Below are 17,951 nucleotides of genomic sequence, written 5' to 3'. Positions count from 1 at the left end.
TGTATTTAATTGTGGCTTTATACTTTTTTTCTGTCAGGCATTTTTGTTAAAGATTAAGTAAAATTTAATATTAAGTACTTAAGAAGGTTTTGATTATTTTTATTATTTTTCAAGTATTCATTGATGATGTACGTGTAAGTATAAACTCTTAAGCATTATGATACTGATAAAACTATTTCACAATACTAGTTATTGAATGAGCGATCGCCCTTGTATCTTCTCCTTTTTTGCTGGCTCAGGTTTCCTAGATTTAGGTTTTGAAACCAGTGGTTTTAATATTATTTATGTCAATGAAATTTTTTCTCCATTCATGGCAGCATACCGCTATTCACGGCAAGTTCTCAATCTACCGTTGCCAGAATACGGATATTATCATGGGGAAGCAGGAGACATAACTAAATTTACCCAAGGATTACAAGCACAACGCCTTCAAGAATTAGTCAAAGACTGCCGCAAATCTCATAATATAATTGGTTTCATCGGTGGGCCTCCTTGTCCTGATTTTTCTATTGGGGGGAAAAATAGAGGACATTTGGGAGATAATGGCAAGCTTTCGGCTTCTTATGTTGAATTAATTTGCCTAAATACTCCAGATTTCTTTTTATTTGAGAATGTTAAGGGTTTGTGGAGAACCACAAAGCACCGCTTATTTTTTGAATCGCTCAAGCAACAATTATTGGAAGCAGGCTATATATTAACAGAGCGGTTAATTAATGCTATCGAATACGGTGTACCCCAGGATAGAGAAAGAATTATTCTCATTGGTTTCCGAAATAATTTTATCAAAAATATAGGAATAAAACTCGGTAGTGAAAAGTTACTACCTGAGAGATATTTTCCTTGGGGAAATCATATTTTATATCCTCAAAAAAAGGTTTTTGCTTACCCTTGGCGTAAGTGTGAACCATTTCAAGAAAATTCTATAATGCCTTGTCCTGATGGCATACCTCAAGAACTCACAGTAGAATACTGGTTTAGAAAAAATAATGTGCTGAAGCATCCCAATGCTGAAAACTGTTTTCAACCAAGGGCAGGGATCACAAGATTTGCTGCTATTGATGAAGGAGATGATTCTAAAAAGTCTTTCAAACGTCTGCACAGATGGCGTTACTCTCCGACAGCTTGCTATGGAAATAATGAAGTACATTTGCATCCCTATAAAATCCGTCGAATATCTGTGGCAGAAGCTTTAGCTATTCAATCTTTGCCTGCAAATTTTGTGCTTCCAGAGGATATGTCGCTTACAAATATGTTTAAAACTATTGGGAATGGCGTACCATATTTGGCATCGAAGGCGTTAGCTACAAGTATTTTTGACTTCTTAGGAACTGCTGTTAAAAATACTGTTGATATTTTTAACCTTACTACTGTCTAATGTCAACTTAAATACTTATAATAATTACGGTACATCTACAAAGCCGACATCTCAAGACAAGTCAGCAGTTTGTTTTCAGGATAAACTCGTAATAAATGTGGTTTAATACGTATATAAGAAATGTTTTAATTTTTTATAAACTTTAATAATCAATTAGTGGCAGAAGACACGATGGCAGCAGACTATCCAGACATTGATATTGCGCCATTTATCGATCACGCCCTGTTAACGTCAACGGCTACTCCAGAGCAGGTTGAGCAGTGGTGTGAAGAAGCATATAGATTTAATTTTGCGGCAGTTTGCTTGTACCCTGCCTATATCAAACAAGCAGTCGAACTCCTCCACGGCAAGAACCCGAAAGTCTGTGCGGTGATTGGCTTTCCTGCGGGTGCGACGACTTCAGCCGTGAAACTATATGAGGCTCAAGAAGCGGCGGATAGTGGGGCCACTGAGTTGGATGTGGTAATGAACTTGGGCTGGTTGAAAGCTGGTAAAATTGAAGAAGTCCACCGAGAGATTGCCGAAATTTGTGAAGAAACTGGGCAAACTGTCAAGGTAATTTTGGAAACCAATCTGTTGACAGATGCGGAGAAAAAAATAGCTGCTGAAATAGCTATGGAGGCGGGAGCAGCTTTCTTAAAAACTAGTACAGGTTTGAATGGTGGGGCTACAGTCGCAGATGTGCGACTTTTGCAGGAATTAGCAAAAGAAAGAGTGGGAATTAAAGCATCGGGCGGTATCCGTACTATCGATCAAGCCCTAGATTTAATTGTAGCGGGTGCTACTAGATTAGGCACATCTCGCGGTATTGATTTGCTCCGCCAGCGCGATAACCTGGGAAAGGGTGAATAGTTATTTGTCTCTCCTCTTACCTGCGGGAAGGCACGGGCGCGTCTTTATGTCATTTGTCCTTGAAGTTCTGGCCTTTGGCTTTTCTCTTTGTCCTAACCTAATGACCAATGACTAATGAGTAGAACCTACAAAGCAACCGGAATTAATCTTAAAACTCAGGTGCTGGGAGAATCGGATAAAATAGTCACGATTTTGACACGGGAATTTGGGCTGATTCGAGCAGTGGCTCCAGGGGCACGCAAGCACAACTCCAGCCTGGGTGGTAGGAGTGGTATGTTTGTTGTGAATGAACTATTGATTGCGAAAGGGCGATCGCTTGATAAAATTACTCAAGCACAAACGTTAAAAACTTATCCTGGTTTAGCGAAAGATTTGGGAAAACTGGCTGCTGGTCAGTATTTAGCAGAAATAGTACTGTGTCAAGCTTTGAGCGAACAACCCCAAGAAGAACTTTATGAGTTGTTCAATGAACATCTCCATCGGTTGGAGGCGTTGTCTAGTGCAAATGCATCTGGTGTTTTGGCTCATCTAGCTCATGGGGTATTTCACCTTTTAGCCTTGGCAGGACTAACGCCGCAAGTCCAAGTCTGCTGCCTATCTGGACGCCCCCTGAAGCCAGACTTTACAGACCCCAACTGGCAGGTAGGATTTAGCATCCCTGCGGGTGGAACGGTTTCCTTAGAAGCTTGGAAAAGTTTACACAGAGAGGTGGAAAGGGAGAGAGGCATACAAAGAAATTCATCTTTTTCTCCATCACCCAACCACCCCATTATCCCATCACCTCTAAAACCTGGCTCCCAAACAGTTGTTGTGCATCGGCAAGAAATACCTGTGATTTCTAGTCGTCTAGGTGCTATGGAATTAGTTTTGCTCCAACATCTGTCACAACCAGAGATAATGCAAATTGATGGTACTAGAGATTATGACTGGTTATCTGTTGAGCAGATTTTGCGCCAGTATGCTCAGTATCAATTAGGTCGCCCTATTCGCTCTGCTACCTTGCTCGACTCTTACTTTGCTGCCAACCATGATGCAATCGTCTGATTTGGATCGAAAAATCCTGCCTTTGTCACCAAGCCTCATCAAAAAAGAGAATAGTGCATCAGATCATACAGTCAGGAATCACCTAAGTGCGGTTTCCAAGTCTACACCTAGTCAAACCAATGGTCAAGAAATGTCCCCAAAAGACGTTTCTAAAAACGACCAAAGTTGGACAGGGGAGATCCCAAAAACTGATGTTTCAAGTCCATCAGAAACACAATCTGAAGACCAATTAACTACTTCTGAGGTAGATAGCAACGGCGTTCGTAATGGGCAGAGTTTGCCAGTAGCCACTATTCCAGAAAAAGAACCACCGAAATTAAATGGGTCTGGTTTAGGTGGAGATGCTGTTTTAGGAAATGTAAAACAGCAGGGGTTTTTGCCTGTATTAAAAAATCCTAATTTCCTGGCTCTTTGGGGCGGCCAAGTTTTCTGTCAACTAGCAGATAAAGTTTATTTGGTACTGATGATTGCCTTGATTAATACTCAGTTTAAAGCAAGTGATCAGAGTATTAGTGGCTGGGTATCAACCTTGATGATGGCTTTTACTATTCCAGCCGTATTGTTTGGTTCCGTTGCTGGTGTATTTGTCGATCGCTGGTCGAAAAAGGCTGTGCTGGTGGCAACGAATGTTTGGCGCGGTATCCTAGTTTTGTCAATTCCCTTTTTGCTGTGGTTGACTCATGATTGGCAACCCATAGGAGTGCTGCCAGTAGGTTTTATAATCATCCTGGGTGTAACTTTTTTAGTTTCCACACTGACGCAGTTTTTTGCACCAGCAGAACAGACGGCAATTCCTTTGGTCGTAGAAGAACAGCATTTGCTCTCGGCAAATTCGCTTTACACGACAACAATGATGGCATCGGTGATTGTTGGGTTTGCCGTCGGGGAACCGTTGTTAGCGATCGCTGATAGACTTTGGTTGCAGATTGGTGGTAGTGGTGGTTTAGGTAAGGAACTTTTAGTTGGTGGTAGTTATGCGATCGCTGGACTAATTTTGTTTCTGCTGGCGACTAACGAAAAAACCCACGACCCCAAAACAGAATTTCCCCATGTATTCTCTGACTTGCGGGACGGTTTCAGCTACCTCAAAGCAAATCATCGCATTCGTAATGCCTTGCTTCAGCTAATTATCTTATTTTCTGTCTTTGCAGCACTAACTGTTTTAGCCGTTCGGATGGCAGAAATAATTCCCAATTTAAAAGCCTCCCAGTTCGGCTTTTTACTAGCAGCAGGTGGTGTTGGCATCGCTGCTGGAGCAACAATTCTCGGTCAATTTGGTCAACGCTTCTCTTATATACAACTAAGTCTGTACGGTTGTATAGGTATGGCAGCATCCTTAATTGGTCTGTCAGTATTTACAACCCAGCTGTGGCTAGTCGTGTTACTTCTAGCACTGTTGGGTGTCTTTGGAGCGCTAGTAGGGATTCCCATGCAAACTGCAATCCAAACAGAAACACCTCCAGAAATGCGGGGTAAAGTCTTTGGCTTGCAGAACAATGTAATTAATATTGCCCTCTCCTTACCTTTAGCCTTAGCAGGTGTAGCAGAAACCTTTCTGGGATTACAGGTAGTTTTTTTGGGATTAGCAGCGATCGTCTTTTCAGGAGGTATATTAACCTGGTATAACTCTCATAAGTAGTTATCAGTTAACAAGAGTTATTATTTATTACCTTGAAGTAATTAGTAATTTCCTTAAAGCTTTTGTGTTCATGGTAAACTGTCGTCAGTGAAAATTTATCACATACTTGCGGGATATGATCTGACATTAGTCAGAATAAGTTGTTTAGATATCAGAAATTAACAACTTAATAAATAGAATAAATCCACTGATTTAATTAGCTCAAAATAGGCTTTTTAAACTAGATTATGGCGGGAATCTGTAATAACTAAAAAACCCAGCAAGTATAGCTAGATAAAATAAAAATCACAAAGGACACACAAGTAATAGATCAAACTCGATTTTCTTACAGCTAAATAAAGAATGCGTATAGCCTGGATTGGAAAAAAATCACCCTTTTGCGGCAATGTCACTTACGGTCGAGAAATTACAAATGCCTTGCTAGACAGGGGACATCAAGTTAGCTTTCTTCACTTTGCCCAAGAAGAATCGGAACCTGATAACTGGCCAAATCTTCGAGAGGTTTCCCTTCCTTTCATTTATAAGTCCCAGGTTTACACAATTCCCACTTTTAAAGCGACCAAACTTTTAACCGAGTCGCTGCGGGAAATCAAACCAGATATAGTCCATGCTTCTTTGACCCTCTCTCCTCTGGACTTTATTTTACCGGAAATCTGTGAAGATTTGAGGTTGCCTCTAATTGCCACTTTTCACACACCGTTTGCTGGCAAGGGGGCAAAGCTGATATCGGGAACACAACTTTTGGCTTATCAACTTTACGCACCTTTTTTGGTTAACTACGATCGCGTGATTGTCTTTTCCCAAATTCAGCGAGAATTATTGGCACGCATGGGCGTGCGGGAAGAAAATATCGCTGTAATTCCCAACGGTGTTGATACTATCAAGTACTCTCCAGGAGCTTCTAAAATTAAAGCAGAGTATAAAGCCGAACGCTTGTTTGTCTATCAAGGTCGAATAGCCCCAGAGAAAAATGTCGAAGCCCTCCTCCGGGCTTGGAAGCAGGCTGGAATGGAGCCTGGTAGTAAGTTGCTAATTGTTGGCGATGGCCCTTTGAAGCCTTCTTTAGAGCAATTTTATGGTTGGGAATATGGCATTATCTGGTTGGGGTTTGTTGCTGATGAAGAGCGACGCATCGAAATTTTACGGGGCGCAGATGTATTTGTTTTGCCTTCATTGGTAGAGGGTTTATCCTTATCTTTGTTAGAGGGAATGTCATGTGGCGTAGCTTGTTTAGCAACAGATGTGGGTGCAGATGGAGAAGTATTGGAAAAGGGCGCAGGTGTAGTTATTAATACTAAAACAGTGCGATCGCAATTGAAAACGCTCTTGCCAGTTTTCCAAGACCATCCAGAGTTAACAACCCTGCTGGGGCAAAAAGCTAGACAGCGTGTATTAGATCGCTATACCCTGAATAAAAATATTACTCTGCTGGAAGAACTTTATAAAGGAGTTTTAGCACAGCGACCTCTACCGCTAAGTCGCAGAGCGTAGGGAAAGGGAAGAAGTGCGGAAGCAAGCTACGCGCAGCGTCTCCCTTAAGAGAAGTTTAGAGCGACCACTTCCGCCGCTCTGAACTTCTCTGTGTGGTTCGGTTCGTAAAAAAATTGACTTTGACAAAGGATTTTAGCTTTAACTAAACCTTATTGAAATATAAAGCATCAGTTTGTAACTGACTATGACCAAGTACAATGTGGTACGGATTTATCATGATTTCGCAGTAGCATTTTTGCTCTAGCGACCAGCATATACTCTACCTATTGATCAATTTATCTTTGAATTATCTACTAAAAACCATCCCAAAGTAGTTGGCTGTTCATAAACCCGCTTTAATGTATTCACATCCCTAACAGAAATAGGCGATGGGTTACGAACTTGAGAAAAATACAAAGCATCAGTTTGTAGCGGACTATGACCCCAAATTCCCAGCGCATGACCGAATTCGTGGCGGGCTGCTGCTTGGATATACTTGCCTGTTTGACTAGGACTTAACAAGATGGTGAAGCGGTGGGATAAAACTTTGTTGTTGGTGTATAACTCGTAAGTAGTTTGGGCCGATCGCGCACGGGGTATATTACTACCAGGGGAAATTTGTAGAGGTGGCGCTTTTCGTACAATCGTAATATCAGCAATTTCTGGCTGTTGGACTATTGTTAAAGGTAAATAAATACTCCATTCTTGCACACCTCGCAAGACACCGTTAACCCATGCTTGAGCTTGTTTGTCGCTGACGGCTTTTGGTAGTTCTACGTAAACTCGAACAGGAAATTGTGACCAGACTAAATAACCAACTTGGGTTGTTTCAACTTGAGAAAAGTAATCACCACTGTTATTCCTATCTTGCCACTGTGCCAGTGTAGGCGGTAAGGGATGAGGTTTTGGGCGAGATGAGAGTGATGAGAGAGAAATTATAAATTTTGTTTTATATACAGGTAACTTTGTCAAAGCAATAGTCAACTGAAAGTTAGTGAAAATTACTAGCAGCCCTATGCCAATAGCTAAGGCAAGAGCTGCAAATAATCGCCATCTAATTAAATTTTTCAGGGTTTTAGGTATTGGGTTGTGTTGCCCATCTTCCTGTGTCCCCATACTTATTTAGGTAGCCAACCAGCACTTAAAACTACTGTTAAACCGAGAAAAATTACTGTTAATGCCCAAGTAATTCGGTTTAAGGTGTTTTCGGCACTTTTTGTACTGCTAAATAGCTGGGCTTGGCCGCCAATGGCTCCAATGCCATCACCTTTGGGGCTATGCAGTAAAACCAAAATAATCAAACCAGTGGCGGAAAACGCCCAAATGCCTTGCACGATATTAGTAACTGTCATGGTAGGAATCTCATTTATAACAATTTTTAAAACAGGAGTCAGGGTTGCGAGTTAGGAATTAAAGGTTAGGAAAGTTTTAATTTATCACTATTAACTCTTAACTCCTCACTCTTTTACAACCCTACTTGCACGGGAGTACGAGTGAGTTGCAGGTCATATTCTGCTGTTTTTAGCAGCGATCGCCCGGTCATTTCTGGTGGCTGAGGCAGCTGTAAAATCTCTAAAATAGTGGGTGCGATGTCGGATAGCTTGCCATCGCTTCGCAGTTCGACATTTGTACCATATCCAGGGATTTTGATTTTCTCTCCTTCCACCAAGATGAAGGGGACGGGGTTAGTGGTGTGAGCTGTCCAGGGATTACCCCCCTCATCTAGCATATACTCAGCGTTGCCGTGATCGGCAGTGATAATTGTTGTACCACCGGCCTTGATAACGCTCTCTAATAAACGTCCCAAACAGCGATCAACTGTTTCAACTGCTGTAATGGTAGCCTCGATTTGACCAGTATGCCCTACCATGTCTGGGTTGGCATAGTTAATCACAACTAAAGAATATATACCCTTTTGAATCGCAGCGATCGCTACATCTGTAACTGCTGCTGCTGACATTGCCGGGGCGTGATCGTAAGTTGCCACCATCGGGCTACTTACCAGTTCTCGATCTTCTCCGGCAAAAGGTTCCTCCAGACCCCCATTAAAGAAATAGGTGACGTGGGCGTATTTTTCTGTTTCAGCAGTGCGGAACTGCTTCAGACTATGATTAGCTATCACTTCTCCCAGAATGTTACTGAGATTATGAGGCTCAAAGGCTACAGACACGGGTAAGTCTGAATCATACTGCGTAAACGTGACAAAGGACAGGGGTGTAATTTGCTGTCTTTCAAAACCGTCAAATTTAGGACTGACCAAAGCTTGAGTTAGTTGTCTGGCGCGATCGGGGCGGAAGTTAAAAAATATCACTCCATCCCCTGGTTCTATTGCGCCGGGGGCAATTCTGATTGGGTTGACAAATTCATCTTTTACCCCTTCGGCGTAAGATGCTTGTAAGATTTCCAAAGCTTTGCGATCGTCACCCGCACCATCTTGGGTCATGACATTGTAGGCGCGTTTGACTCGATCCCAGCGGTGATCGCGATCCATCGCATAGTAGCGACCGCTGAGGGTGACTATGCGTCCAATTCCTGTGCGGTCTATGTAATCTTGCAGCAGTGTGATTGCTTTTACACCGTCAGTTGGGGCGGTGTCACGGCCATCGGTGATGGCGTGAATACAAACTTCTGGAATTTGCTGGTCTTTGGCTAAGTCAAGTAGTCCGAATAGATGGGTGATATGTGAATGCACCCCTCCCTCAGAACAAAGCCCTACTAGATGCAGCTTGCTATTCCGAGAACGAACTTCTTGGCAAATTTTGACGAGTGCTGGGTTTGAGGCAATAGAACCGTCTTCGACCGCATCAGAGATGCGTACCAGTTCTTGCGGTACAACTCGTCCAGCACCAATGTTCAAATGACCAACTTCTGAGTTGCCCATTTGACCCTCTGGCAACCCTACGGCTTTTCCTGAGGTGCGGATGAGGGTATGCGGGTAAGCTGCCCATAAACTGTCCACGATTGGAGTTTTAGCAGCAACAATAGCGTTTCCTCGCGTCTGGTCGCAGTAGCCCCATCCGTCTAAAATGACTAGCACCGCAGGAGCAACAGGTGCTTTGGTCATAGTAAAATTGCCCTTTACTTTTTGTAATACCCGAATGATACCACTGCTAATCCACGCCGCAAGTGAATTTTTGCTTATTAACTTCTTTTATGAAGGACTTGCAGTTTTTTGAAAGGTTTTTAAATTTTTAGTAATTTTCCGTGATGTTTTTGCTCGCTAATAACGAGTGATTACTTAGTAGTAGCGTTTTAGGACTACTACTAAGGCATTATCCAGTCCCTCATTTACTTTTTGTGGAAGCTTTAGCAGCTTTCTTAGCAGCTTTTTCGGCAGCTATTGCAGCTAATTTTGCTTGTTCTTTTTCTTCGGCAATTTTCTGGAGATAGTAATGATAATCTCCTAAATAGACGCGGAATTCACCATCACGAATTTCTACGATTTTGTTCGCTACCTCAGAAATAAAATAGCGATCGTGGGAAACTACGATCGCTGTGCCATCATAATTTTTCAGGGCTTCTTCCAGCATTTCTTTAGCTGGAATATCTAGGTGGTTTGTCGGCTCATCTAAAATTAGTAAGTTCGCGGGACGTAAGAGCATTTTTGCCAATGCCAGACGAGCTTTTTCTCCTCCACTTAATGCCCCAACTGCCTTAAATACAGTGTCACCAGTAAATAAGAAGCGTCCTAAAAGTGTGCGGACTTCTTGATTATCCCAGTCGGGAACTTCATCATGGATAGTTTCCATGACAGTTTTCTTTAAGTCCAAAGCTTCAGCTTGATTTTGCTCAAAGTAACCGGGAATAACATTGTGATCGCCTAATTGAACACTACCTTCTGTGGGTTGTTCCATACCCATAATCACGCGTAGAAGGGTAGATTTCCCAGCACCATTGGGGCCAAGAAATGCAATGCGATCGCCCTTTTCAATTAAGAGATTTGCTGCCAAAAACAGGATTTTCTCACCATAAAGATGAGTTAAATTTTTAATGTTCACTACCTCGCGTCCACTGCGGGGTGCAGGGGGAAAACGGAAGTGTAGAGTTCTTACCCCTGCAATTGGTGCTTCAATGCGCTCGATTTTGTCGAGTTGCTTTTCCCGGCTTTTTGCCTGGGTACTGCGGGTAGCACTGGCGCGAAATCTATCAACAAAGGTTTGCTGTTTTTCTAATTCTTTCTGCTGGCGTTCGTAGGCGCTAAGTTGTGCTAATTGACTTTCGGCTTTTTGTTCCAAATATGCCGAGTAATTGCCAAGGTAGCTAGCGGAAACGCCACGTTCAGTTTCTACAATTTGGGTGCAGAGGCGGTCAAGAAACTCCCGGTCATGGGAGACTATTACCATCGGAGTGATTAGCCCTTTGAGGTAATTTTCCAACCACTCAATGGTTTCTAAATCCAGGTGGTTAGTCGGTTCATCCAGCAGCAACAAGTCGGGTTTTTGCAGAAGAATTTTACCTAAACTCATCCGCATCTGCCAACCACCACTGAAGGCGCTAACGAGGCGATCGCCATCTTCTAGCCCAAACCCCATCTCTGGTAAGATTTTCCCGATGCGTGCATCTAAGTTGTAGCCATCCAAGGCTTCAAATTTGCGCTGTAAGCGATCCAATTTGTCGATCAGTCGATCCAGTTCATCTGGGTTAGCCGTTTCCATTTCTTGTGGCACATGCGCCAGAGATAGCTGTACTTCGTTGGCTTCTTTGAAGACAGTCCAAAATTCTTCTCTAACGGTGCGGGTGGGGTCTACTTCAAACTCTTGGTTGAGGTAGGCTATATGTAAGCTATTGGGACGAATGATTTCGCCGGCGGTGGGTTCAATTTCCCCAGAGATGATTTTGAGTTGGGTGGATTTTCCAGCACCGTTGACACCGACTAAGCCGATGCGATCGCCTGGTTTAACTTCCCAGTTGATATCTTTAAGAACTTCGCCTGTGGGATAAATTTTACTTATATGTTCTAGTCGTAGCATTAAGTTTTTCTCACGTAGTGACTGGGTGGTTGAGGACGAAGTACTAACACCGCTTCCAATATTAACAAAAATTAACTATAAATTCGTCGTGAGAAAGTTCGGAAGTGCAAATAAAATTTGGCTTAAGTAACGCATTAAAATTACCGCATCCCTCTCAAGGCTGACTTTGTTGTGTTGCTTGTCTGACTTCTTCGACACTAAAATCAAACGCCTCAGCCACTTTTTCCACTGTCACCCCTAATTTCAATAAGGTGGGTATTAATTTTAATTTAGCCATACGCTCCCCTCTTTGCATACCATCATGATAAAGTTTTGCGTTTTGAACTTGGTTTATGGTTAAACCTAATCCCTCAGCAACTTGCTCAATAGTTAACCCTAAATCTAATAGACGAGGTACTGATTGTAATAAACCTTCCAAACGCCCTTCTTCAAATGCTTCTTGATAAACTTTTGTATCTTTGAAACTCATAGTTCCTATGTTGTAGTCCACCAATTCCTCTACTCCTTGATCAGAAGAATCTTACTGCGCGGCTTGTCTGACTTCTTCGACACTCAAATCTAACGCTTCTGCTACTTGTTCTACAGTCAACCCTGCTGCTAACATTGCTGATACTGCTTTTAGTTTACCCTTAAGCTCACCTCTAACCTGACCTCTAATCTCACCTTGAACAATGCCTTGTTTAATGCCTTGTTCAATGCCTTGAACCTTACCTTGTTCAACACCTTCCTGAAAGGCTTCCTGATAAAATCTGGTTTGCTTTAACTCGCTTAAGCCAAACATTTGCTCCATCTCCTCCCTACTCATTGTGGGAAACTTGTAAGCCAAAATAGTCTCTATAAATTGTAATAATTGCTGCTGTTTTTGTAATGAGCTTATCTCGGAATTAGTTCTGTGTATCAACTCCCTTGCTTGTGCGATCGCTATATCTTCGGTTGCAATTACTAATTTAGCAGTTGCAATGCCAATTGGAAGCGATGCAGCCTCACCCAATTCATCCAAATAAATGCGCCTGATGCGCCCACTTGTGAAAAACTCACGGTAATGTTTGATATCTCCTGTATCTATATTCCTGTTTGGGTATAAAACCACAGCACCCCAGTCATTTGAAGGTTGATTTTGACGGAGATATAAACATATTTCTGAAATTAATCGTGAATAAATTCCGCTATCTGTTTGGAATTGCACTTCAACAAAGTAAATCTGGTTCTCACTTCCTTGTATAGGCAGAAATACCCCATCAATTCTGAAGGCTGTTTGTTTGATTTCAACTGATGAAAATTGATAAAGGCTAGCTTGTTCTGGAGGATTACCAATAAGTTCAAAGAATATATCAGGAAATTCTTGAAACAGCCGATAAAAGATGATGTCTGTTTTCAAAATTTTATATCACTTGAAGATTTTGATTTGCTGTTCATGTGTTACTTGACTCTTCAGAACCATCTCGCGCTTTCAGCGATCGCTCTTTTGCTATCCCTAATATTCGTGATAAAAACGCTAACAAACTATCATCAAATGTTTCTCCACCATAAATAGATTGCACCATTTTAAAACCATTTATTCCTTAACTGCCAGTAGTTCTATTTGGTCTAATACCAAATCTATGTGAGGCTACCTTGTGCTGAAACTATCTCCCTCAAAGCTTCGGTGGTACATGGTTTTAAAGAGATTCCCCTAAAAACCACTCGTACCCTTCTTTAAACTGCTTCTTCGCATCATGCTCTACAATGCTGCCATGAGCTACAATAACTCTTCTAAAGTCCCATCGCAGTACCTTTTGAACTGATTGTTTAACCTTTTCCTTTTCTTGAGTAGCCAACTGTTCTAACAATGATGGTCTAAGTTTCTTGTACCCTCCCATTATTTTGGATACTAATTTTGTTGTCATTGGGAAACTTTCATCAAAATAAAAAGCTGTGTCTGTCAAAACCAAAGTTTGACTTTTAGCATGAAAAAAAATATACTCATTTAAAAGTAATGCTCCACTTGGAAGAAAGGTTTTGAACCCTTCAAATAATAAACATTCAAGTTCGCCTAAAAGATTTTCGCCATTATCCTCTAAAGCTTGATCAATAGATATCTCAGGTATTTTAGCCTTCAATCCCGATACAGCATAGACCTTTGCTTGAGGATAGAGAGCCTTAAAGTTAGATAAGAACAGATAGTGAAAAAGATTTGGGGCAATAATATGCTTAACATTTCCAAGCTCATTGAGTTGCTCAGTAGTTTCGTCATCAACTTGGATCGGAGAGATAACAGCTAATTCACCATTATTGAAACGAATTACCGTCATTCTTGTACCGACACTCAATCCAAAATACTTTAACGGTTGCTCGGCAATCCAAATATTCTGATCAATTTTTCTGAGCATAACTAATTACAGCAGTGGCTTTGAGTGGTTATGTGTGGCGAACTGACAAGGCTCAATAGTCGATTCTGTATTAAACTAAAAACTTATAATCCAGAAAAATTGTAGTAATTATCCTTCCCAGTCTTGACGAGTATCGCACAGAAAATTGGCTGCGATCGCATCATCAAACAAATAAGGGCAATGCTCTGGAAAAGTTCGTAATGGTAAGTTAGTTTCTCGTAGCGCCAAATCTACTCCCGCTTCAAAGCCATCTAACAAGGCTTCTTCGATTCGAGACTTTAAGCTGGGGTTCTGTCGCAAATCCCTACCGATGGCGCGACGCTGTTCTCGAATTGTTAAAAACCAACTGCGAGAGCGTTGTTCGGGTTGATACTCCCACTTCAAGAGATGACCGAGTAATACACTCAAATGACTCACGAGTTCCCGATACTCCTGTCTGCCCAAAGCTTGAATTTCCTCTTGCAGGTGTTGCCAATCTAGTTGCATAACTTGCCTCTGCTCTAATGCTTTAGCCTGGTGTTGTGTCCAGCCATAGAAATCTTCGTCATACAAAAAAGGTTTGTCTATATCCATAGAGTTGAATCTTGATAGCAAAAGATCACGAGCTAATTTGATGATTTAAATCAGTTTTTCTCTACTTTCAATGCCGCATTAGAAAACCGCTTGTCTGTGTTAAAAGTAACAGACTAACAAGCGGTTTTCTTGGAAATATAACAATGAGGATTAGTTGCTAGCAGCAGAAGTTGCTAACTCCGCAAGACGTTCTTGCTGGTCTAGAGATATACAAGATTGGATCAGCGTCTCTAAATCACCTTCCAAAACAGGGTTAAGAGAATAATTCTGACCTAACCGATGATCAGTAGCGCGGTTATCTTTATAATTATAGGTGCGAATTTTTTCCGATCGCGATCCTGTACCAACTTGCGATCGCCGCATTGAAGTTACAACTTCCTGTTGTTCGCGTAACTTGATCTCATACAACTTCGCCCGCAGAATTTGCATCGCCCGTTCTTTGTTCTGTAACTGGCTACGTTCTTCTGTACAGAAAATCCGAATCCCTGTCGGTTTGTGCATCAAGTCGGCGGCTGTTTCCACCTTGTTGACGTTTTGCCCACCAGCACCGCCAGAACGAGCTGTAGTCATTTCAATATCTTTGGGGTCAATGTGAATTTCCACATCATCCACCTCTGGCATAATCGCCACGGTAGCTGTGGAAGTATGAACCCGTCCCCCAGATTCAGTTGCCGGCACGCGCTGCACACGATGCACTCCAGCTTCAAACTTTAACTGGCTGTAAACGTCATTACCTTTAATTTCTAGAATGACCTCTTTCCAGCCACCCATTTCTCCTCGAGATTCGCTCACTAGAGAAACTTTCCAACCTTGAGTCTGGGCATAGCGGGTATACATCTGCATCAAATCGCCAGCCCAAATACTTGCTTCATCGCCACCAGTGCCAGCGCGAATTTCCAACATGATATTCTTTTCATCATTGGGGTCGCGTGGTAGCAGTAAGACTTTCAAGCGAGCCTCTAAGTGTTCTATTTTTGCCTCAAGTTCCTTTACTTCCAGTGCTGCCATTTCTTGCAACTCTGGGTCACTCGCAGATTCTTTATAAACCTGACGCGCTCCGATCAAGTCTTCTTGGGCTGCTTTCCAAATTTCGTAGGTATCAACTACCTCTTCCAAAGAAGAACGAGACTTCGCAATTTCTTGGTACTCATCAGGGTTACTAGCCGTATCGGGGTCGCCAAGACGACGTGTTAATTCATTAAAAGTTTGTTCAACGGATTTTAGTTTGTCCAGTAAGTATGATTCAGCCATGACGAGTGCGATCGCTCCTTAAAAAAATAACAAATTGGCTCGAGCATATAAATGACAATCGACCCCGAAGAATGCAGGGTCGTCGTTAACAGCAGAGCCAACCCGCTACTTTTTCTTTTCTTCGTCGCCAGATGTTTGAGTGCTGCTCATGCCATATTTGCGGAGGAAGCGCTCTACTCGACCCTCAGTGTCAATAATCTTCTGAGTGCCGGTGTAAAATGGGTGATTTCCAGACCAAACATCTACGTGCAATTCTGGCTTGGTGGAGCCAATGGTCATAACAACTTGACCGTTGCAGTAAACTTTAGCATCTGGATACCACTTGGGATGAATATCAGATTTAGCCATTGTTCTTTGTGGGATGAATCTATATAAATTATAACTTTCAGGTTTCAATTGGGGCTAGGGATTGAGGGCTGCCAAAGAGATAAAAAACCGACTTTTTCCAATGCCCAATGCCCCATGCCCCATGCCCTATCTCTTAGAATACTGAGGTGCTTTCCGGGCTTTATGTAAACCATATTTTTTCCGCTCTTTTGCCCTGGGATCGCGAGTCAAATAACCTTCGGTTTTTAAAGGTGGGCGGTTGTCTGGGTCTAGTTGGCACAAAGCACGGGCAACTCCCAAGCGGACAGAATCAGCCTGTCCAGTCAAGCCGCCGCCTTCTGCTTTCACCAAAATGTCATACTCGTTTTCTAGTCCCAGAGTTTCCAAAGGTGCTTTAATAACTCCCAGGTAGTTGGCATTGAATTGGAAATACAAGTTTCCATCTTTACCGTTTACAGTCAGTTGACCTGTACCTGGAACCAAGCGTACCCGTGCTACTGCGGTCTTACGACGACCAGTACCCCAGTATACGGCGCGACCGCTATTGGCGTCTGCTACTACCATTAATTTTCTTCTCCAGGAATTGTACTAATTTTTAGTTCTTTGGGTTTTTGAGCATCATGGGGATGCGTGGGGCCAGCGTAAACTTTTAGCTTGGTGAACAACTGCTTCCCCAGACTATTTTTGGGTAGCATACCTTTGACAGCTTGTTCTAAAATTCGTTCTGGTATCCGCTGTTGCAGTTTAGCGAAAGTTTCTGTTTTCATCCCACCGGGACGACCAGAATGGCGACGGTAAAGCTTTTGAGTGCGCTTTTTGCCTGTAACTGCTACTTTTTCGGCATTGACGACGATTACGAAATCACCTGTATCTAGGTGGGGTGTATATTCAGGTTTGTTTTTGCCTCTGAGTATTTGAGCGATTTCGCTAGCGAGACGACCAAGGCGTTTATCGGTGGCATCTACTATGTACCACTCATGCTCAAGGGATGCTTGAGAAGGAAGGTATGTTTTACTCGTTGTCATTTGTCATTTGTCCTTTATCATTTTTAATTTGTCATTTGTCATTTGCCCTTTGTCATGGTGTATTTACTAAGTACAATATTTCATTAATTCCTAGCGAATTCTCTGCGTGCCTCTGCGCTTCCCTCTGCGCCCCTTTGCGTTTAAATTTCAACCCAATTCGCCACGATTTTACACAAAGCTGTACTAAGAACCAATGACTAACGACTCTTGACTAATGACGAACTTTGGCCAGGTGTCGTACCAAATCTCTTTAGGAAAAGGAAAATCTGGATAGCCGACTCGCAACAAGCACAAACCTTGAGGTGGTGCGGCGTGTTTCACTTCTTCTCGACGTTCTTCTTTCCAGAGTTCAGTGAAGTTAGAAAGTGTCCGTTGTTCAGAACCTACTTGTACCACCATCCCTACCAACAGCCGTACCATGCCATACAAAAACCCATCTGCCTGTATTTCAATATGGAGAAATGGCCCACTGCGACGACACTCTGCTGCTTGCACCTCTACCCAGGAATGCGATCGCTTAGAGCCTGCACGATGAAAAGCAGCTAAGTGATGCTTTCCCAACAGAGGTTTTAAGGCAGCTTGAATTAAAGATTCATCCAGGGGTGCATAATAATAATGCCAACTGAAGGATCTCACAAACAAGTTCGGTAGGTCTTCAGTGTATATTGTGTAGCGATACCGTCGATAGGCTGCACTAAAGCGAGCGTGCCAACGGTTATCTACACTAGCTGAAGCTCTAATTAATATATCTGGCGGCAGATAGCTATTGAGGATTGTTGCCCACTTGTGAGCCGGAATCAGACTTGTCGCTTCAAAATGGGCTACTTGAGCAGCAGCGTGAACTCCAGAATCAGTTCGCCCAGCGCCGTGTAAGGTTACATGATGCCCAAGAATAGTAGCGATCGCTGTTTCTATTTCTTCTTGAACTGTACGCTGCTTTTTTTGCCGTTGCCAGCCATGAAAATGAGTGCCCAGGTATTGGATAACCAGGGCTACTCGATAAGTTGGTTTAGGCTGGTGGCTTTCTAACATACAGATTTTGTCCTTTGTCATTTG

The 17,951-nt window shown here is 42.5% G+C and carries 19 protein-coding genes; 5 read left to right on the top strand and 14 right to left on the bottom strand.

From position 1 onward, the window contains the following. Window positions 1-196 precede the first annotated feature (196 nt). From F8S12_RS21985 to F8S12_RS21965, 5 genes are all read left to right on the top strand, one after another. Window positions 197-1,375, top strand: a complete 1,179-nt coding sequence (locus tag F8S12_RS21985) for a DNA cytosine methyltransferase (protein WP_196518385.1) — start codon at window positions 197-199, stop codon at window positions 1,373-1,375. Window positions 1,376-1,546: 171 nt separating this feature from the next. Continuing rightward, the gene (gene deoC, locus F8S12_RS21980; RefSeq protein WP_196518401.1) at window positions 1,547-2,227 is read left to right on the top strand and encodes a deoxyribose-phosphate aldolase; all 681 of its coding nucleotides are present in this window, start codon (window positions 1,547-1,549) and stop codon (window positions 2,225-2,227) included. A 114-nt stretch (window positions 2,228-2,341) separates the two neighbouring features. Then, complete coding sequence (gene recO, locus F8S12_RS21975; RefSeq protein ID WP_196518384.1) at window positions 2,342-3,271, top strand: DNA repair protein RecO; 930 nt, start codon at window positions 2,342-2,344, stop codon at window positions 3,269-3,271. Continuing rightward, window positions 3,258-4,910 carry an MFS transporter gene (locus tag F8S12_RS21970; RefSeq protein ID WP_196518400.1) on the top strand — a complete coding sequence of 551 codons (1,653 nt, stop codon included), beginning with the start codon at window positions 3,258-3,260 and terminating at the stop codon, window positions 4,908-4,910. Before recO ends, F8S12_RS21970 begins: the two co-directional genes overlap by 14 nt. A gap of 342 nt (window positions 4,911-5,252) precedes the next feature. Beyond that, window positions 5,253-6,401, top strand: coding sequence for a glycosyltransferase family 4 protein (locus tag F8S12_RS21965; RefSeq protein WP_196518383.1), 1,149 nt, complete (start codon window positions 5,253-5,255; stop codon window positions 6,399-6,401). Window positions 6,402-6,671: 270 nt separating this feature from the next. Here F8S12_RS21965 and F8S12_RS21960 read toward each other — a convergent pair whose 3' ends face one another. The 14 genes from F8S12_RS21960 to truA all read right to left on the bottom strand — a co-directional run bounded on the left by F8S12_RS21960 (window position 6,672) and on the right by truA (window position 17,927). Then, entirely contained in the window at window positions 6,672-7,496 is an 825-nt protein-coding gene (locus F8S12_RS21960) for a peptidase (protein ID WP_196518382.1), read from the bottom strand. Between the two features lie 2 nt (window positions 7,497-7,498). Next, window positions 7,499-7,732, bottom strand: a complete 234-nt coding sequence (gene secG, locus F8S12_RS21955; RefSeq protein ID WP_094328436.1) for a preprotein translocase subunit SecG — start codon at window positions 7,730-7,732, stop codon at window positions 7,499-7,501. A 113-nt stretch (window positions 7,733-7,845) separates the two neighbouring features. Next, on the bottom strand, window positions 7,846-9,444 hold the full coding sequence (gene gpmI / locus F8S12_RS21950) for a 2,3-bisphosphoglycerate-independent phosphoglycerate mutase (RefSeq protein ID WP_196518381.1): 1,599 nt from the start codon (window positions 9,442-9,444) through the stop codon (window positions 7,846-7,848). 220 nt (window positions 9,445-9,664) lie between these two features. Continuing rightward, complete coding sequence (locus tag F8S12_RS21945) at window positions 9,665-11,350, bottom strand: ABC-F family ATP-binding cassette domain-containing protein (protein WP_196518380.1); 1,686 nt, start codon at window positions 11,348-11,350, stop codon at window positions 9,665-9,667. 154 nt (window positions 11,351-11,504) lie between these two features. Further along, window positions 11,505-11,840 (bottom strand): hypothetical protein, encoded by a 336-nt coding sequence (locus tag F8S12_RS21940; RefSeq protein WP_196518379.1) that lies wholly within the window; start codon window positions 11,838-11,840, stop codon window positions 11,505-11,507. A gap of 30 nt (window positions 11,841-11,870) precedes the next feature. Beyond that, complete coding sequence (locus tag F8S12_RS21935) at window positions 11,871-12,728, bottom strand: Rpn family recombination-promoting nuclease/putative transposase (protein WP_196518378.1); 858 nt, start codon at window positions 12,726-12,728, stop codon at window positions 11,871-11,873. A 34-nt stretch (window positions 12,729-12,762) separates the two neighbouring features. Further along, on the bottom strand, window positions 12,763-12,894 hold the full coding sequence (locus tag F8S12_RS41710) for a hypothetical protein (protein WP_269144839.1): 132 nt from the start codon (window positions 12,892-12,894) through the stop codon (window positions 12,763-12,765). Window positions 12,895-13,008: 114 nt separating this feature from the next. After that, window positions 13,009-13,719 carry a DUF4336 domain-containing protein gene (locus F8S12_RS21930; protein WP_196518377.1) on the bottom strand — a complete coding sequence of 237 codons (711 nt, stop codon included), beginning with the start codon at window positions 13,717-13,719 and terminating at the stop codon, window positions 13,009-13,011. Between the two features lie 108 nt (window positions 13,720-13,827). Then, window positions 13,828-14,286, bottom strand: a complete 459-nt coding sequence (locus F8S12_RS21925; protein WP_442946820.1) for a DUF29 domain-containing protein — start codon at window positions 14,284-14,286, stop codon at window positions 13,828-13,830. Window positions 14,287-14,442: 156 nt separating this feature from the next. Beyond that, window positions 14,443-15,543, bottom strand: a complete 1,101-nt coding sequence (prfA, locus tag F8S12_RS21920) for a peptide chain release factor 1 (protein ID WP_196518375.1) — start codon at window positions 15,541-15,543, stop codon at window positions 14,443-14,445. Window positions 15,544-15,648: 105 nt separating this feature from the next. After that, complete coding sequence (rpmE, locus tag F8S12_RS21915; RefSeq protein WP_196518374.1) at window positions 15,649-15,891, bottom strand: 50S ribosomal protein L31; 243 nt, start codon at window positions 15,889-15,891, stop codon at window positions 15,649-15,651. A gap of 126 nt (window positions 15,892-16,017) precedes the next feature. Then, window positions 16,018-16,434, bottom strand: coding sequence for a 30S ribosomal protein S9 (rpsI, locus tag F8S12_RS21910; RefSeq protein WP_196518373.1), 417 nt, complete (start codon window positions 16,432-16,434; stop codon window positions 16,018-16,020). Next, window positions 16,434-16,895 carry a 50S ribosomal protein L13 gene (gene rplM, locus F8S12_RS21905; RefSeq protein WP_196518372.1) on the bottom strand — a complete coding sequence of 154 codons (462 nt, stop codon included), beginning with the start codon at window positions 16,893-16,895 and terminating at the stop codon, window positions 16,434-16,436. Before rplM ends, rpsI begins: the two co-directional genes overlap by 1 nt. Window positions 16,896-17,078: 183 nt before the next feature. Next, window positions 17,079-17,927 (bottom strand): tRNA pseudouridine(38-40) synthase TruA, encoded by an 849-nt coding sequence (gene truA / locus F8S12_RS21900; protein ID WP_196518399.1) that lies wholly within the window; start codon window positions 17,925-17,927, stop codon window positions 17,079-17,081. Between the last annotated feature and the right edge of the window lie 24 nt (window positions 17,928-17,951).

Origin of the sequence: Nostoc sp. WHI, assembly GCF_015714725.1 — a bacterium.
Lineage (GTDB): Bacteria > Cyanobacteriota > Cyanobacteriia > Cyanobacteriales > Nostocaceae > Nostoc.
Note: the sequence above shows the minus strand (reverse complement) of the source record. Positions and strands in the feature narration are given on the sequence as shown.